The organism is Dokdonella sp., assembly GCF_017744955.1.
Taxonomy (GTDB): Bacteria; Pseudomonadota; Gammaproteobacteria; order Xanthomonadales; family Rhodanobacteraceae; genus Dokdonella_A.
Genome location: NZ_JAGIAG010000009.1, coordinates 51,830 through 66,405, shown reverse-complemented (window position 1 = coordinate 66,405; position 14,576 = coordinate 51,830). Strand labels below are relative to the sequence as shown.

Annotated in this window: 13 protein-coding genes; 3 read left to right on the top strand and 10 right to left on the bottom strand. The window is 70.9% G+C overall.

Features of this window, described 5'->3' with window-relative positions; genetic code table 11:
• Positions 1-7 precede the first annotated feature (7 nt).
• The 8 genes from J7520_RS16190 to J7520_RS16155 all read right to left on the bottom strand — a co-directional run bounded on the left by J7520_RS16190 (position 8) and on the right by J7520_RS16155 (position 9,057).
• Complete coding sequence (locus J7520_RS16190; RefSeq protein ID WP_291190387.1) at positions 8-571, bottom strand: DUF1190 domain-containing protein; 564 nt, start codon at positions 569-571, stop codon at positions 8-10.
• Positions 572-590: 19 nt separating this feature from the next.
• A complete protein-coding gene (locus tag J7520_RS16185; protein WP_291190384.1) occupies positions 591-1,004 on the bottom strand; it encodes a DUF350 domain-containing protein in 414 nt (137 codons plus the stop codon).
• 13 nt (positions 1,005-1,017) lie between these two features.
• The gene (locus J7520_RS16180) at positions 1,018-1,680 is read right to left on the bottom strand and encodes a DUF2491 family protein (RefSeq protein WP_291190381.1); all 663 of its coding nucleotides are present in this window, start codon (positions 1,678-1,680) and stop codon (positions 1,018-1,020) included.
• A gap of 50 nt (positions 1,681-1,730) precedes the next feature.
• On the bottom strand, positions 1,731-2,501 hold the full coding sequence (locus tag J7520_RS16175; protein ID WP_291190379.1) for a PspA/IM30 family protein: 771 nt from the start codon (positions 2,499-2,501) through the stop codon (positions 1,731-1,733).
• A complete protein-coding gene (locus J7520_RS16170; protein ID WP_291190376.1) occupies positions 2,498-3,127 on the bottom strand; it encodes a YjfI family protein in 630 nt (209 codons plus the stop codon). The genes J7520_RS16175 and J7520_RS16170 overlap by 4 nt, the downstream gene beginning before the upstream one ends.
• A gap of 173 nt (positions 3,128-3,300) precedes the next feature.
• Positions 3,301-4,872: a glucan biosynthesis protein D gene (locus J7520_RS16165; protein ID WP_291190373.1), complete on the bottom strand. Its 1,572-nt coding sequence runs from the start codon at positions 4,870-4,872 to the stop codon at positions 3,301-3,303.
• A 178-nt stretch (positions 4,873-5,050) separates the two neighbouring features.
• Positions 5,051-7,555, bottom strand: coding sequence for a glucans biosynthesis glucosyltransferase MdoH (gene mdoH / locus J7520_RS16160; RefSeq protein WP_291190370.1), 2,505 nt, complete (start codon positions 7,553-7,555; stop codon positions 5,051-5,053).
• Positions 7,528-9,057: a glucan biosynthesis protein G gene (locus J7520_RS16155; protein WP_291190367.1), complete on the bottom strand. Its 1,530-nt coding sequence runs from the start codon at positions 9,055-9,057 to the stop codon at positions 7,528-7,530. The genes mdoH and J7520_RS16155 overlap by 28 nt, the downstream gene beginning before the upstream one ends.
• A 110-nt stretch (positions 9,058-9,167) precedes the next feature.
• Between J7520_RS16155 and J7520_RS16150 the strand changes: the two genes are divergently transcribed.
• Positions 9,168-9,857: a VIT family protein gene (locus tag J7520_RS16150; protein ID WP_291190365.1), complete on the top strand. Its 690-nt coding sequence runs from the start codon at positions 9,168-9,170 to the stop codon at positions 9,855-9,857.
• Between the two features lie 2 nt (positions 9,858-9,859).
• On the opposite strand, the gene J7520_RS16145 is transcribed toward J7520_RS16150, so the two are convergent.
• Positions 9,860-10,132, bottom strand: a complete 273-nt coding sequence (locus J7520_RS16145; protein WP_291190362.1) for a DUF4242 domain-containing protein — start codon at positions 10,130-10,132, stop codon at positions 9,860-9,862.
• 231 nt (positions 10,133-10,363) lie between these two features.
• Between J7520_RS16145 and aqpZ the strand changes: the two genes are divergently transcribed.
• Together aqpZ and J7520_RS16135 are read left to right on the top strand one after the other, a co-directional pair.
• Positions 10,364-11,065 (top strand): aquaporin Z, encoded by a 702-nt coding sequence (gene aqpZ, locus J7520_RS16140; RefSeq protein ID WP_291190359.1) that lies wholly within the window; start codon positions 10,364-10,366, stop codon positions 11,063-11,065.
• A 112-nt stretch (positions 11,066-11,177) separates the two neighbouring features.
• A complete protein-coding gene (locus J7520_RS16135) occupies positions 11,178-11,939 on the top strand; it encodes a DUF2884 family protein (protein WP_291190356.1) in 762 nt (253 codons plus the stop codon).
• Positions 11,940-12,076: 137 nt separating this feature from the next.
• Here the strand turns inward: J7520_RS16135 and J7520_RS16130 are convergent, their stop codons facing one another.
• A complete protein-coding gene (locus J7520_RS16130; protein ID WP_291190353.1) occupies positions 12,077-14,485 on the bottom strand; it encodes a serine/threonine-protein kinase in 2,409 nt (802 codons plus the stop codon).
• Between the last annotated feature and the right edge of the window lie 91 nt (positions 14,486-14,576).

Sequence of the window (14,576 nt, the reverse complement as noted above, 5' to 3'; positions counted from 1 at the left end):
GTGGAGATCAGCCGCCGCGCGAACTGCCGCCCCAGCCGCTGCGCGCCGCGGCGGCCGAGCCGAAGCCGGAGCGCGACATCGTGACGGCGCGGTTCGGCGCGATGTCGACCGGGCGCATGCGTGTGCCGCTGCCGACGGCGCCGCCGTCGCGGCGATCGCGATACGCCTCGGTGTACTGGCCGGTGCGCGAGCGGTAGATCGGGTTGGCGTCGAGATAGGCGGGCGCGCGGCCCGGCGACAGCATCTGCGACAGCATGAAGCCGGTCATCAGCGGCATCCAGAAACCGCCGCCGGCTTCGCGCTTCTCGGTGCACAGCTCGCCGTACTCGGCGATGCAGTCGGCCTTGCTCTTGTAGCGCGGCGCGTCGTTGGCGCTGGCCGTGTCGGCGGCCTGCGAGGCGCGCCGGCACAGCTCGGCGCTGTTGCCGTCGCGTTCGCAGGCTTCGACGCTGGTGTAGAAGCCCTGCTTGGTCAGCGCCTGCGGCTGCGCGTCCTGCACGCCGCCGCAGCCGACCAGCGCCCACGGCGTCTGCGCGACCGCGAGCAGGGCGAGTTGGCGGGAACGTTTCATCGCGAGGTTCTCCGGTTGATCAGTACGTCATGCACGCGGCGTTGAGCACGCCGACGCCGATCGACAGCGCGGCGACCAGGATCGCGGCGGCGCGCTCGTCGCGTTCGATGCGCGCCGGCAGGTCGGGCAGCAGCAGGCGCACGGCGAAGAAGGTCAGCGCCTGCACCACCAGCGCGACCAGGCCCCACACGGCGCAGTCGATCAGCCCGACCGACTGCGAGATCGCCGAGGCGAGCGGGATCACGAAGCCGAGGAAGGCGCCGCCGAAGGAGATCGCCGCGGCCGGCTTGTCGGCGCGGATCAGTGCCAGTTCCCGATGCGGCGTGATCCAGACGTAGACGACCAGGAACGACACCGCCAGCACGATCGCCAGGGCGAAATAGGCGAGGAAGTTCGGCAGCGTCGCGAGGGAGGGAGCGAGGTCGATGGACATGGGGTTTTCCCGGTCAGGTGATGTCGAATTCGGCGGTCGTCAGCGGCACGCCGAGCGCGAGGCTGACGACGTACTGGTTCGGGCCGGAATCCTCGGCCGCGACCAGCAGCAGTTCGTTGCGGTCGGCGCCGTCGGGTTCGCGTTCGTACAGCATCGAGTACACGGTGAGGTCGTAGTCCTTCGCCGTGGCCGAGGTCTTGTGCACGTTCTCGTCGAAGACGATCGGCGGCGCCCAGCGCTGGTCCGGTCCCTCGCCCCAGACGCGGCGGTATTCGCGATGGGCGACGGTGTAGGTCGACGCGCCGAGCAGCGAGCCCTGCTGCACCCATTGGCGGAACGCGGCCTGGTTGGCCGGATGCACCGAGTCGACGTAGACGAACAGCGCGACGTCGCCGACGCTGCGTTCGCCGCCCGGCGCGCCGCTGGTGGCGATCTGCAGGAACGCGTCGTCGCTCAGGTACAGCCGGTGCAGCTGTGCGCCCTCGCCGAGATCGATTACGCCGATCGCCTCGATGATCTGCGGGCTCGCCGGGCACTCGAAGCCGAACGCCTCGCCGGCGAGGCGGAACGGCAGCGCGTCGATCGTGACGGCGCCTTTGAGGCGCGCGCCGAGCGGGAACGCGCCGGTTGAGTCTGCGTCCTTCGATGCGGAGATGCGGTCGAACCAGTTGCTCATCGTCTCTTCCGTCGCCGCCCGACCGAAGCCGGGGCGGCGTTGTGCGAATGTCAGACCTTCGCGCGCTCGTGCACCGCCGGCAGCGGCGAACCCTCGTCCTGCGGCGCGCCGAGCTGCTCGCGCGGATGCTGCACGACCTCGGTCTTCTGGTAGCGCGCCAGCACCGCGTCGGCGCTGACCTGGCCCGGCGCGACACCCGCCGCCGCGAGGCGCGCTTCGAGATCGCCGTCGCCTTCGGACAGCGCGAGCGCGTCGGCGGCCTCGATCTGCGCGGTGCGTTCGGCCTGCTGCGTCTTCACACGCTCGAGCGAATCGAGCGCGGTGCGCAGCTTCGCGTTCTGGCCGCTGTGGCGCGCCGAGATCGCCGACTGCGCGCGCAGCACGCTCTCGTTCGCCTTCACCTGGTCGACCTGCTGCTGCAGGCTCTCGATGCGGCGGTCGGCGGTCTTGATCGAGCCGTGCAGCTTGTCGACCGCGGCCTTGGTGGCGGTCAGCGCCTTCTCCTCGGCGGCGATCTCGCCTTCGAGCTGCGCCACCTTGGCGGCGACGTCGCGCGCGAGCGTCTGGTCGCCCTGGCCGAGCAGGCGGCCGATGTGGCTCTCGTATTCGGCCTTCTTCGCACGCTTGGCGTCGAGCTTGTCGGAGGCGAGCTTCTGCTGCGCCATCAGCTTGGTCAGGTCCTCCTTCGCGCGCAGGCTGTCGCCCTGGGCGTCGCGGATCTCCTGGTCGAGGATGCGCGTGGCGTTGCGGTCGATCACCGCCTGGCCGGCTTCGGTGGCGGCGCCGCGGAACAGGGTCAGGATTTTTTCGAGAATGCTCATCGCGCGCCTCCGTTCAAATACCCGCGCAGGGCCTCGGCGGCCTCCAGGGTGTTCTGCGCCAGCACCTCGATTTCCTCGACGATGTTGGCCAGCGGCGAACGCGTCGACAGCTCGCCGAACACGACGTAGACGTCCTCGCCGTCGAGCGCCTGCAGGCCGATGTTCGACAGCGGGTTGATCGGATTCAGGCGCAGGCAGGCGTCGTTGAACGCGGCGCGGTCGGCGACCTGCGAGCCGAGGCACAGCGGCGTGGAGACGAACAGCTGCTCGCCCGAGGCGGCCAGGTGGATCATCAGGTCGCCGTGCTCCGGCAGCGAGATCGCGATGGTCGGGTCGGCGCCGTGTTCGAGCGTGAGTCGGAACGGGAGTCGTTCGCGCAGCACGTGCTCGGCGAGCGCCTCGTGCAGCGCAGGGGTGGTCCAGGCTTGGGTCATGGCGGAATACGCCTCCAGGTGGCGGTAACGGTCGGGAAGCACGGCTTCGCGCAGGGCGAGTTCGACGGTGGCCAGAATCTCGCGGTGTTGTGGCCGGATGAAGACCTGGCGCGCGACCAGGCCCTTCTCGCGCATGCGCTCGCGGAAGGCGCGCTGACTGCGCGCGGAGGCGGACGGGGGGCGGGCGGGCATTCGGCTCATCGGCTGTTACAAGTAACGTTACTTGTGGGGAAACGCAAGGGCCAGTGACATTGGTCATGCTGTTGAATCGCCGCAGGGCTGGCCCGCGATGGGTTACCGATCTGGCTGGAACGACGCCGCGAGCCGGGTCGCTGCCGTCCGGAGCGGCATCTCCGTACGCCGGCTCAGCCTCGCGCCGCCGGCGGCGGCGTCCACTGGTACAGCCAGGTCTCGCTCAGTGGCTGTTTCTTCGCGTCGCGCAGGAACAGGCGCAGGTCGATCGGCTCGGGACTCTTGTCCGGCACGACGTCGAACATCACGCGCCAGCCGCGGATCGAGTCGAGCGGACGCGCCGAGACGGTTTCGACCTTGCCGCGCGAGACCGAGATGACCGGTTCGAGCGTGGCCTCGCGCGGCAGCGTCGCCAGCTCGCCGCCGGCGAAATCGACGACGAACTTCCACGAGAAGTACGTGCGCGTGACGCCGGGCGGGCCGCCGATGCCGGTCCAGGTCATCGCGGCTTCGGCCAGCGGCGAGGCCGCCGGCGTCTTCCCGCCCCAATACAGGCGGTAGGAATACAGCAGTTCCTGGCCCGGCTGCGGCGGCGCTTCCGGCGTCCAGTAGGCGACGATGTTGTCGCGCGTCTCGTCCGGCGCCGGCAGCTCGACCAGCTGCACCGCGCCGGCGCCGAAGCCGGACAGAGGCTCGACCCACAGGCTCGGCCGCCGGTCGTAGAACACGCCGTCGTCCTGGTAGTGGTCGAAGTTGCGGTCGCGCTGCATCAGGCCGAAGCCGCGCGGCGTGCGGTCGAAGAACGAGTTGACGCGCACGTCGGCCGAGTTGACCAGCGGCCGCCAGATCCATTCGCCGACGCCGGTCCACAGCGCCAGGCCGTCCGAATCGTGGATCGCCGGCCGCCAGTCGTCTGCGATGCGGCGATCGTGCGGCGCGACCAGGAACATGCTGGTCAGCGGCGCGATGCCGAGCCGCTCGATCGGCTTGCGCGGATACAGCGCGACGTCGACGCGCATCGTCAGCGGCTCGCCCGGCACGACGTCGAAGCGATAGGCGCCGGCGACGCTCGGGCCGTCGAGCAGCGCGTACAGCACGAGGCTGTCGGTGTCGGGCTTGGGGCGTTCGAGCCAGAAGGTGGTGAAGTCGGGGAATTCCTCCGCGCGCGGCAGGCCGCAGTCGATCGCCACGCCGCGCGCCGACAGGCCGTATTGCAGCGTGCCGCCGACCGCGCGGAAATAGCTCGCACCGAGGAACGCGACGACGTCGCGCGCGAAGTCGCGATGGAAGTTCAGGCGGAAGCCGGCGTAGCCGAGGTCGTGCGGCAGCTTGTCGCCGTCGACGCCGCTCCTGGAGAGGTCGAAGCGCCGCGGATCGTAGTCGACTTCGTGCGCGACGCCGTCGACGACCTCGTAGACGTGCACGGAGCGGCGGAACTGCATGCCGAGGTGGAAGAACTGCGCGCGGAAACGCGCGGCGCGCTCGTCGGCCCACAGCGCATGCTTCGGGTCCGGGCGGATCGCCTGATAGTGGTCCCAGTCCAGCTCGGTGAGCACGCGCGGGATGTCGAGGTTCGGCGCGACGAACGGCCGCTCGGCCAGCGCGCGCGCATGGCCCTTCAGCGCCGCGTAGTCGAAGCGCTGCGGCTCGAACGGCGCGCTGCCGGGCCGCGACGCGGCGCGGCCGAGCAGGGGCAGCGCGGCGAGGAGGTAGGAGGAGGCGGTCAGCAGGTCGCGGCGGTTCATGCGGGCTCCTGGAGGCGTTCGAATGCTTTGTCTCGATGCGCACACGTCGAGTCATGCGGGCTCGTCTCCGCCGCTTGCGGGGGAGGCCGACGCGCGCAGCGCGGCGGACGGGGCAAGTCGGCGCAGTGCGTTCCGTCGCCCCGTCCGCCTTCTCGCGCACACGGGAGAAGGAGCGCCATCACGGCCTCGCCGTTTCGCCCCGCGCCTTGCGCCGCGGCGGCGGCGCCAGCGGCGCCTCGAGCCAGTCCGGGTGCGCCTCGGGCGAGGACCACACCGAGAAATGCAGGCGCGACAACGCCTGCGCGTCGCGCAGCAGGGCGTTACGGTCGTTTTCGTCGAGCGCCGCCGGGCCGTCGCGCAGTGCGCGCGCGACGACCTCCGCATGCGCGCGCTGCACCGCTTCGGAATGCTCGGTGCGAGCGACGTCGGCGGCGCAGGCGATCGCGTTGCGCAGCGGGTCGACCACCGCGTCGACGAAGCGCGGCGTCGACGCGGCGTGCTGCAGGTAGCGGCGCATGCGGCGCAGCACGCGCGGCGGATGCGATTCCTCCGGAATCAGGAACAGGCGCGCCGAACGCGCGCGACGGCCGAGCGTGACGCGGCTGGAGTACACCGAGATCGGGATCGACAGCGCCATCGCTCCGGCGACCGGCAGCAGCCACCACAGGTACGCGGGATTGAGCCAGTACACCAGGCCGAGCCAGGCCAGGCCGAGCACGGTCTGGCCGCCGTGGCGCACGCAGGCTTCGCGCCAGGTGGTCTGCGCGTCGTCGCGCGGCGGCGACTTCCAGTGCACCGCCCAGCCGACCAGCGCCGCGCCGATGAACTTGGTGTGGAACAGCATGCGGATCGGCGCGAGCCACGCGGAGAACACGATCTCCAGCAGCACGCTCGCCGCCAGCCGCAGCGTACCGCCGAACGGCTTGGCGTCCTTCAGCGCGATCAGCGCGACGCTGAGGATCTTCGGCAGGAACAGCAAGGTCGCGGTCGCGCCGAACAGGCCGATCGCGCGCGCCGGATGCCATTCCGGCCAAAGGGGGAATAGCTGGTTCGGCGCGGTGAAGTAGGTCGGTTCGGACAAGGTGTGGATCGCCAGCAGCACGGTCGACAGCAGCAGGAAGCCGAACCACAACGGCGCCGACAGATAGGCCATCACGCCGGTCACGAACACGGCGCGATGCGCGGGGTGCAGGCCCTGCGCGAAGAACAGGCGCGAATTGATCAGGTTGCCCTGGCACCAGCGGCGGTCGCGCTTCAGCTCGTCGAGCAGGTTCGGCGGCATCTCCTCGTAGCTGCCGGACAGCTCGTAGGCGATCCACACCGCCCAGCCGGCGCGGCGCATCAGCGCGGCCTCGACGAAGTCGTGCGAAAGGATCTCGCCGCCGCCGGGTAGGCGGCCGAGCGCGCAGTGACGCATGAACGGCGCGACGCGGATGATCGCGTTGTGGCCCCAATAGTGCGATTCGCCGAGCTGCCAGAAATGCAGGCCGGTGACGAACAGCGGGCCGTACACGCGCGTGGCGAACTGCTGGATGCGCGAGTACAGCGTCTCGCGGCCGGCCGCGCGCGGCGCGGTCTGCACGATGCCGGCGTTCGGGTTCGCTTCCATCAGGCGCACGAGCTCGACCAGGCAGTTGCCGCTCATCACGCTGTCGGCGTCGAGCACGACCATGTAGCGGTAGTCGCGGCCCCAGCGCCGGCAGAAGTCGGCGACGTTGCCGCTCTTGCGCTTGATGCGATGCTGCCGTCGCCGGTAGTAGACGCGGCCGGTCGGCAGCGAGGCTTGCAGGTCGAGCCAGGCCTCGCGTTCGGCGACGCGGATGTCGGCGTCGCTGGAATCGCTGAGCACGAAGAAATCGAAGCGCTCGATCTCGCCGGTCTGCGCCAGCGACGCGCAGGTCGCGCGCAGGCCGGCGAACACGCGCGCGACGTCCTCGTTGCAGATCGGCATCACGATCGCGGTGCGCGCCTCGGGCGGCAGCGGCGCGCCGGCCAGATGCCTGGCCGAGATCGCGTAGCGGTCGTGGCCGCGCACCAGCAGCACGAAGCCGGCCAGCGCGGTCCAGAAGCCCGCCGAGACCCAGCCGATCAGGATCGCGAACAGGACCAGTACCGCCATCTCCATCGGCTTGGTGCCGTGATACGGCAGCACGCCGACCATCGCGCTGGTGGCGAAGTACGACTGCGCCAGCACCATGCCGAGCAGCAGCACGCGGCGCACGGTGGCCGCGCGCTGCCAGTCGGCCGGCGGCGGCACTTCGCCGTCGTCGCGTGGCGATGTCGGCGCACGCCGGCGTCGCAGCCACGACGGCAGCCGGATCAGTCCCGGCGGCGGCCACAGGCCCGGCGTCATCGAGGCGCGATGCAGCGGCGGCGCCGACAGCAGGCGCAGGCCGCGGCGCGGATCGTCGGCGACGACCGCGGCCGGACCTTCGAACGCGCCGGCGAGCTGGAGCCGCGCGTTCAACGACGCCTGCGCCGGATTCGCGTCGATCGCCGCGTCCTCGGCGAGGGCGGCGTGCAGCCGCGCCATCGCATTGTCCGCGTCCCCGGCCTCGGCGCAGACCTGCTGCAGCGATTCGCGCCGCCCCGGCTTCAGGCCGAGGCGGGCGAGATAGCGGCTGCAGACATCCGCGCCGGCGGATGCGCGCCGCTTCAGTTCGGCGGCAGCACGTAGCTCCATGTTTCCGATACCGCCGCGCCGCGCTTGAGATAGGCGCGCAACTCGACCGGCTTGGCGTCGTCGTTGCGCTTCAGGCGCAGGCTGAGGCGCCAGCCTGCGCCGTCCGCGCTCGGCTTCAGGCTGTGCTGCAGCGCCTGCGCGTTGGCGTCCGCACCGACCACCGCCTCGACCTCGCCGTCGCCGTCGCCGTCGAGCGGCCCGGCGAAATCGATCGCGAAGCCGATCGAGTGTTCGTCGTTGCGCGCGCTGCGCGTGCCCTGGCGCGTCTGCACGACGCGGGCGAACGGCGGCTGCGTCTCCTGATCCTTCTGCCAGTGCACGCGATACTTCAGCGCGAGCGGCTGCTGCAGCGCGGGCGTCGTCGCCGGTACCCAGTAGGCGACGATGTTGTCGTTGGTTTCGTCCTGGGCCGGGATCATCACCAGTTCGACGCGCCCTGCGCCCCAGTCGCCGATCGGCTCGACCCATGCGCTCGGATGCAGGTCGTAGCGCGTCTGCAGATCTTCGTAGCGATCGAAGCCGCGCGCGCGCTGCATCAGGCCGAAGCCGCGCGGATGGGTTTGCGCGAAGGAGGTGACCAGCAGGCGCTTGGGATTGAGCAGCGGCCGCCAGATCCACTCGCCGCCGTCGGACTGCACCGACAGTCCGTCGGAATCGTGGACTTCGGGCCGGTAGTCCTCGCCGCTCGGCGTGCGCTGGTTGGCGCCGCGCAGATACATGCTGGTCAGCGGCGCGAGGCCGAGCTTGTCGACCTTGTCGCGCAGGTAGATGCGCGCCTCGACCTCGACCACGGTGTCGACGCCGGGCTGGATCGCGAAGCGGTACGCGCCGCTCGCGCGCGGCGAATCGAGCAGGCCGTAGACGACGAGCTGCCCGGCGTTCGGCTTCGGCCGCTCGATCCAGAATTCGACGAAGCGCGGAAACTCCTCGCCCGAGGCCTGCGCGGTGTCGATCGCCAGCCCGCGCGCGGAAAGGCCGTACAGCTGGCCCTTGCCGATCGCGCGGAAATAGCTCGCGCCGAGGAACGAGACGAATTCGTCGCTCTGTCCCGGCAGGTTCAAGGCGGTGGTCGCGCGGAAGCCGGCGTAGCCGAGGCCCTGTATCGCGGAAGGATCGACCTTCGCCGCGCCGAAGTCGAACTGCGCGGGATCGAAGGCGAGATCGTGCACGCCGCGCGGCGTGATCTCGTGCAGGCCGACCGGCCGGTCGAACGCCCAGCCCTGCGGAAAGAACGCCAGCGTGAACGGCAGCGGCGGCTTGGCGCCGTGCCACAGCGCGGTGTCGGGCTTGAAGGCGATCGCCTGGTAGCGGTCGTGGTCGAGGCGTTGCAGTTCGGGCGGGAGGTTCGCATCCGGATTGGTGAACGCTGCCGCGGCGCGCTGCTTGGCCAATGCGTCGACGTCCTTCAAGCCGAAGCCCGCGGCGCTCGCGTGCAGCGCGCCCGTCGCGCAGAACGCGAACAGCAGGCACAGCAATGCGGGAGACGCAGGACGGGGCGGCATCGGTGCTCGATCACGGGCGGAATCCGGATGCTACGATTCCAGATGTTCACATCGCGCAAAGTGGGCGCGACCGAGTGTGACTCCAGTCAGGAAAACCGCCGGGAAATCGCATGCCGAGGCATCAAGGCGAGGTTCATCGTTCCAATCGCGTCGGCTGGCTGCGCGCCGCCGTGCTCGGTGCCAACGACGGCGTCGTCTCGACCGCCAGCCTGATCGTCGGCTTCGCCGCCGCCGGCTCGGAGCGGCACAGCATCCTGCTCGCCGGCGTTGCCGGGCTGGTCGGCGGCGCGTTGTCGATGGCCGCCGGCGAGTTCGTCTCGGTCAGCTCGCAGGCGGACACGGAGAAGGCGGACCTGGCGATCGAGCGGCACGAGCTCCGGCAATACCCGGAAGGCGAACTGCGCGAGCTGGCCGGCATCTACGTCAGGCGCGGGCTCGACGCCGAGCTCGCCCATCGCGTCGCCGAGCAGTTGACCGCGCACGATGCGCTCGGCGCGCACGCGCGCGACGAGCTCGGCATCACGCACGAGCTGCGCGCTCGTCCGCTGCAGGCCGCCGGCGCTTCGGCGGCGGCATTCGCCAGCGGCGCCGCGTTGCCGCTGCTGGTCGTCGCGCTGGCACCGCTGCAGGGCCTCGCCGTGACGGTGATGGCTGCGTGCCTGGTCGCGCTGGCCGCGCTCGGCGCCACCGCCGCGCGCGCGGGCGGCGCGCCGATGCTGCCCGGCGCACTGCGCGTGGTCTTCTGGAGCGCGCTGGCGATGGCGGCCACCGCCGTCATCGGCCGGCTGTTCGAAGCCTGACGCTATTCCGACGTGGTCGGATCGATCACCGCGCGCACGCGTGCGACGCTGTTCGCCGGAAAGCCGCCCTGCGCCGCGTGCTCGCGCACGCTGGCTTCGTCCGGCGCGATGTAGACGCAGTAGATCTTGTCGTCGGTGACGTAGCTCTGCAGCCACTGCACCTGCGGGCCCATGTCGCGCAGCACGCCGCAGGACTTCTGCGAAATCGCTTGCAGCTCCTGCGCCGTCAGGCGGCCCGCGCCGGGGATGTCGCGTTCGATCACGTACTTCGGCATGACGCACCTCGCGATCCGGAGGGGAGGGCATTGTCCGCCCGATCCGGCGCGAACACCAATGCCGCGCGCGTCCGGGCGGCCGTGCCCGGCGCCGTGCGCCGTGACCGTTTGTTGCGTTGTTCACGCACGCTTGCCGCGCGCTCGACGTAGGATGCGGCGCACGCGGCAGCCGCCAGGGGCGGGCGCCGCCGCGTCGCTTGCGTTCCTAACTGATCAACGGGAGATGAGACGATGTCGATGGGCAAACGATTGGGTGCGGAATTCTTCGGTACGTTCTGGCTCGTGCTCGGCGGCTGCGGCAGCGCCGTGCTGGCGGCAGCGGTGCCGACGCTCGGCATCGGCTTCGCCGGCGTCGCGCTCGCCTTCGGCCTGACGGTGCTGACGATGGCCTACGCGGTGGGCCATGTTTCGGGCGGTCATTTCAATCCGGCCGTGTCGGTCGGCCTGGTCGCCGGCGGACGCTTTCCCGCCAGTGACCTGATCCCGTACATCATCGCCCAGGTGATCGGCGCGATCGCCGCCGCGGGCGTTCTGTACCTGATCGCCAGCGGCAAACCGGGCTTCGAGGTCGGCGGCTTCGCCTCCAACGGCTACGGCGAGCTGTCGCCGGGCGGCTATTCGCTGCAGGCCGCGCTGATCTGCGAAGTCGTGCTGACGTTCTTCTTCGTCTTCATCATCATGGGTTCCACGCACGGCCGCGCGCCGACCGGCTTCGCGCCGATCGCGATCGGCTTCGCGCTGACCCTGATCCACCTGATCAGCATCCCGGTCACCAATACGTCGGTGAATCCGGCGCGCTCGACCGGCGTCGCGCTATTCGCCAGCACCGGCGCGCTGTCGCAGCTGTGGCTGTTCTGGCTCGCTCCGATCGTCGGCGGCGCGCTCGGCGGCCTGGCCTATCGCGCGCTGATCGCGCCGAACGACCGTCAGTGACGTCGTGACTTCCGGCACCGTGCCGTGCGTTGGGTGACGCCCGGCACGCGTGCCGTTTAAACCGCCGCGCGATCCTCCGCATCGAAGCGAAGCATTCGAGAGGAGGATCGCCATGCACCGTCTGTTTCTCGCCGCCGCGCTGGGTCTCGCCGGCGCCACCGCCGCGCACGCCGGCATCGACGTCCGCGGTTCCGACTGCAACCTGCACAGCGACTATTCGCTGACCGTCGACGCCGACCGCCTCGAGTTCAAGCGCGAGCACGGCACGCCGGCGAGTGTGGTCGTCGCCGACGGCACGCTGCGCGTGGACGGTCGGCGCGTCGACGTCGACGCGGCCGATCGCCGGCGCCTGATCGAGATCGAGCGCGGCGTGCGCGACACCGTGCCGGAAGTGAAGGGAATCGCCCGCGAGGCGATCGCGATCGCGCTCGACGCGGTCACCGAAGTCTCCGCCGCGTTCGCCAGGGATCCGCAGGCCGCGCGCGCCAGCGCCGAACGCCTGGCGCGGGCCGGGCGCGAACTCGACCGGCGCCTCGCCGACAACGACCGCTTCGACGCCTGGAGCGACGGCGACGTCGATCGTCTCGCCGAGAGCATCGCCGGCACCCTGGTCGGCGAGATCGCCGGCAACGTCGCCGGTCAGGCGATCGCGGTCGCGTTCAGCGGCGACGAAAAGGCCGCGGCCGAACTGGAAGCGCGCGCGAACGCGCTCGAGGCCAAGGTCGAACGCGCGGTCGAGCGCCGCAGCAAGGACCTCGAACGCCGCGCCGAAGGCCTCTGCCCGCGCCTGCGCGCGCTGGCCCGGATCGAATCCGAGCTCGACGTGCGTCTCGACGACGGAAGGCGGCTGGAGCTGGTGCGCGTCGAGCACTGAGTGGGAAGAGCGATCTCCGCAGCCGGATTCGCGGCGAGCGCCGCGAATCCGGGCGCGCGGCAAGCGGGCGATCGTCCGCGATCTTCCCCAGGCGGACTTCCCGCAGTGCCAGAGGTGCGCGTCGCGCCGCGCTTCGTTCAGCCGGGGCCGCCGGCCGCCGTCTCCGGCGGCGTCTTGCGCGCCTTCCATTCGGCTTCGAGGTCCGGCTTGCCCCAGGCCGCGTACAGCACGACATAGGTGTCGACCACTTCCTGCGCGCGCGGATGAGCGGGGCCGTACGCGGGTGCGGCGCTGAACGTCGCCCAGGCCTGCGCGAGTTCGCGCTCGGCGTCGGCGTAGCGATGCAGGCTGATCAGCACCGTGGCGAGCTCCTTGCGGAAGATCGCGCGGATCGGATTGTCGGCGAACGCCGTCTCGGCGTTCGCATCGGCCGCGCGCGCGTGGCGCAAGGCCGGCTCCAGTTCGCCGGCGTCGCGCAGCAGCGCGGCCAGATTGCTCTCGGCGATGACGGTGCCGGGACTCGCCGGACCCGACAGCTTGCTCGACAGCGCGAATGCGCGCTCGTAGTACGGGCGCGCTTCCTCGTTGCGGCCTTGCTGGCGGATCGCGCCGCCGAGATTGCTGATGAAGCGCAGGGTCGTGGGATGTTCCGCCCCGAACACGCGCTCGGCGATCGGCAACTGCGGCGCCAGCAGCTTCTCGGCCTCGGCGAAGCGCTTCTGCTCGAGTTCGAGGATGGCCAGGCCGTTGATCGCCGACAGCGTCTTGGAATGCTCGTCGCCGTAGCGCGCGCGGCGCTGCGCGACCAGGGTTTCGTACAGCGGCCGCGCCTCGTCGAAGCGCGCCATCATCGCCGCGGTGATGGCCAGGCCCTCGACGCTTTCGAGGGTGTCCTCGTCGTGTTCGCCGAACAGGCGGCGCTGGCGCTCGAGCACGCGCAGGTAGCGATCGTGGCTCGCTTCGAGCTGGCCGGCGTCGCTTTCGATACCGGCCAGGTGGCTCTCGATGAAGAGCCGGTCGCGATCGTCCGGTGGCAGCGCCGCGACCATCGCCAGCGCCTGCTGCGCGACCTGCAGCGCCTCCTGCGGCTTGCCCTGGTTGTCGATGTTCTCCGCGTTGCGCACGATCAGCCGCGCGACCTGCGCGTTCGCAGCGCCCGCGCTGCGGCTCGCGGCGATCGCCGCTTCGTAATGCCTGCCGGCGAGGTCGAGTTCGCCGAGCGAGGCGTAGCTGCCGGCGATCGTGCGCTCGATCTCGGCGCGCACGGCCGGCTGCGCGCCGAGCTGGCGTTCGGCGCGCGCGGCGGCCGAGTCGAGCAGCAGGCGCATCAGGCTGCGGTCCATGCTGCGCGCGCGGTCCGGATCGATGCCGGCCAGCATCTCGCGCACGAAACCGGCGACCTGGGTCGCCTTGGCCGCCTCGACCTGGGCGATCGCGGCGGCGCGGCGTGCGCGCACCAGGCCGTCGACGGCCAGCGCGCTGCCGAGCAGCAGGGCGAGCACGGCCAGCGTGCTGGCGGCGAAGCCGATCCGATGCCGCTGCACGAACTTGCGCAGCAGGTATCCGCGCGAGCGCCGCATCGCCTGCAGCGGGCGGCGCTCGCGGAAGCGTTCCAGCTCGTCGGCCAGTGCGGCGGCGGAGTCGTAGCGGTCGTTGCGTTCGAGCGCGAGCGTCTTGCGCAGCACCGCGCGCAGCTCGGCCGGCAGGTGGCGCGTGGCCGCGATCAGCGTGTCCGCCGAAGGCGCGCCGGCCTCGCCGTCGAGCGCGGCGAGCAGGGTCTGTTGCGGTGCGCGTGCCGAGCGGTGCGCGGCCGACGTCAGCTCGGCCGCGTCGGCGTCGGTGAGCACTTCGTACAGCATCACGCCGAGCGAGTAGACGTCGCTGCGCGTGTCCAGCGGGCGCTGCTGCGGCGCCGCCTGCTCAGGACTCATGTAGACGGCGGTCCCGGCGTAGTCGTCGATGCCGGTGTCGGCGCTGCCGACGGCGATGCCGAAGTCGATGATCTTCGGCGCCGGCTCGCCGTCGACGCGCCGCACCAGCACGTTGGCCGGTTTCAGGTCGCGGTGCAGGATGCCTTTCTGGTGCGCATGCTGGACGCCGCGGCAGACGAGCGCGAACAGCCTCAGGCGCTGGTCGAGCGAGAGCTGCTCTTCGCGGCAGAAGCGCGTGATCGAGACGCCTTCGACGACTTCCATCGCCAGATACAGATGGCCGTCCTCGCCGGCACCGGCGTCGAACACCTGCGCGATCGCCGGGTGCTGCATCTGCGCCAGCGCCTGGCGTTCGACCTCGAAATAAGCGCGCGCGAGCGGGCTGGCGATCTGCTCGCGGATCAGCTTCAACGCGACTTCGCGGCGCACGGGGCGCGTCTGTTCGGCGAGATAGACACGGCCCATGCCGCCTTCGCCGAGGACGCGGCGGATCACGTAGGCGCCGAAGACGGTGCCGGCGGGGAGCGGCGCGGCGGCGGGGGTGTCCGCCGCGGAAGCCTGCTGCAAGGACTGGACTTCGGTCGCCTCGTCGGGCGAGATGTCGCTGACGTGCATGGCGGCCCCTGTTCCGCTGCGATCCGCGTGTGCCTAAAATGTGAACTAACGCACAGAGTATAGGCCGTTTCGACGGCGCGCACCGAGGAAC

What these genes read in the sequence shown, in the direction of transcription:
- mdoH (WP_291190370.1), bottom strand. Translation starts at nt 7,555, where the DNA reads ATGGAGCTACGTGCTGCCGCCGAACTGAAGCGGCGCGCATCCGCCGGC.
- J7520_RS16155 (WP_291190367.1), bottom strand. Translation starts at nt 9,057, where the DNA reads ATGCCGCCCCGTCCTGCGTCTCCCGCATTGCTGTGCCTGCTGTTCGCG.
- J7520_RS16185 (WP_291190384.1), bottom strand. Translation starts at nt 1,004, where the DNA reads ATGTCCATCGACCTCGCTCCCTCCCTCGCGACGCTGCCGAACTTCCTC.
- J7520_RS16170 (WP_291190376.1), bottom strand. Translation starts at nt 3,127, where the DNA reads ATGCCCGCCCGCCCCCCGTCCGCCTCCGCGCGCAGTCAGCGCGCCTTC.
- J7520_RS16150 (WP_291190365.1), top strand. Translation starts at nt 9,168, where the DNA reads ATGCCGAGGCATCAAGGCGAGGTTCATCGTTCCAATCGCGTCGGCTGG.
- J7520_RS16145 (WP_291190362.1), bottom strand. Translation starts at nt 10,132, where the DNA reads ATGCCGAAGTACGTGATCGAACGCGACATCCCCGGCGCGGGCCGCCTG.
- J7520_RS16135 (WP_291190356.1), top strand. Translation starts at nt 11,178, where the DNA reads ATGCACCGTCTGTTTCTCGCCGCCGCGCTGGGTCTCGCCGGCGCCACC.
- J7520_RS16180 (WP_291190381.1), bottom strand. Translation starts at nt 1,680, where the DNA reads ATGAGCAACTGGTTCGACCGCATCTCCGCATCGAAGGACGCAGACTCA.
- aqpZ (WP_291190359.1), top strand. Translation starts at nt 10,364, where the DNA reads ATGTCGATGGGCAAACGATTGGGTGCGGAATTCTTCGGTACGTTCTGG.
- J7520_RS16175 (WP_291190379.1), bottom strand. Translation starts at nt 2,501, where the DNA reads ATGAGCATTCTCGAAAAAATCCTGACCCTGTTCCGCGGCGCCGCCACC.
- J7520_RS16130 (WP_291190353.1), bottom strand. Translation starts at nt 14,485, where the DNA reads ATGCACGTCAGCGACATCTCGCCCGACGAGGCGACCGAAGTCCAGTCC.
- J7520_RS16190 (WP_291190387.1), bottom strand. Translation starts at nt 571, where the DNA reads ATGAAACGTTCCCGCCAACTCGCCCTGCTCGCGGTCGCGCAGACGCCG.
- J7520_RS16165 (WP_291190373.1), bottom strand. Translation starts at nt 4,872, where the DNA reads ATGAACCGCCGCGACCTGCTGACCGCCTCCTCCTACCTCCTCGCCGCG.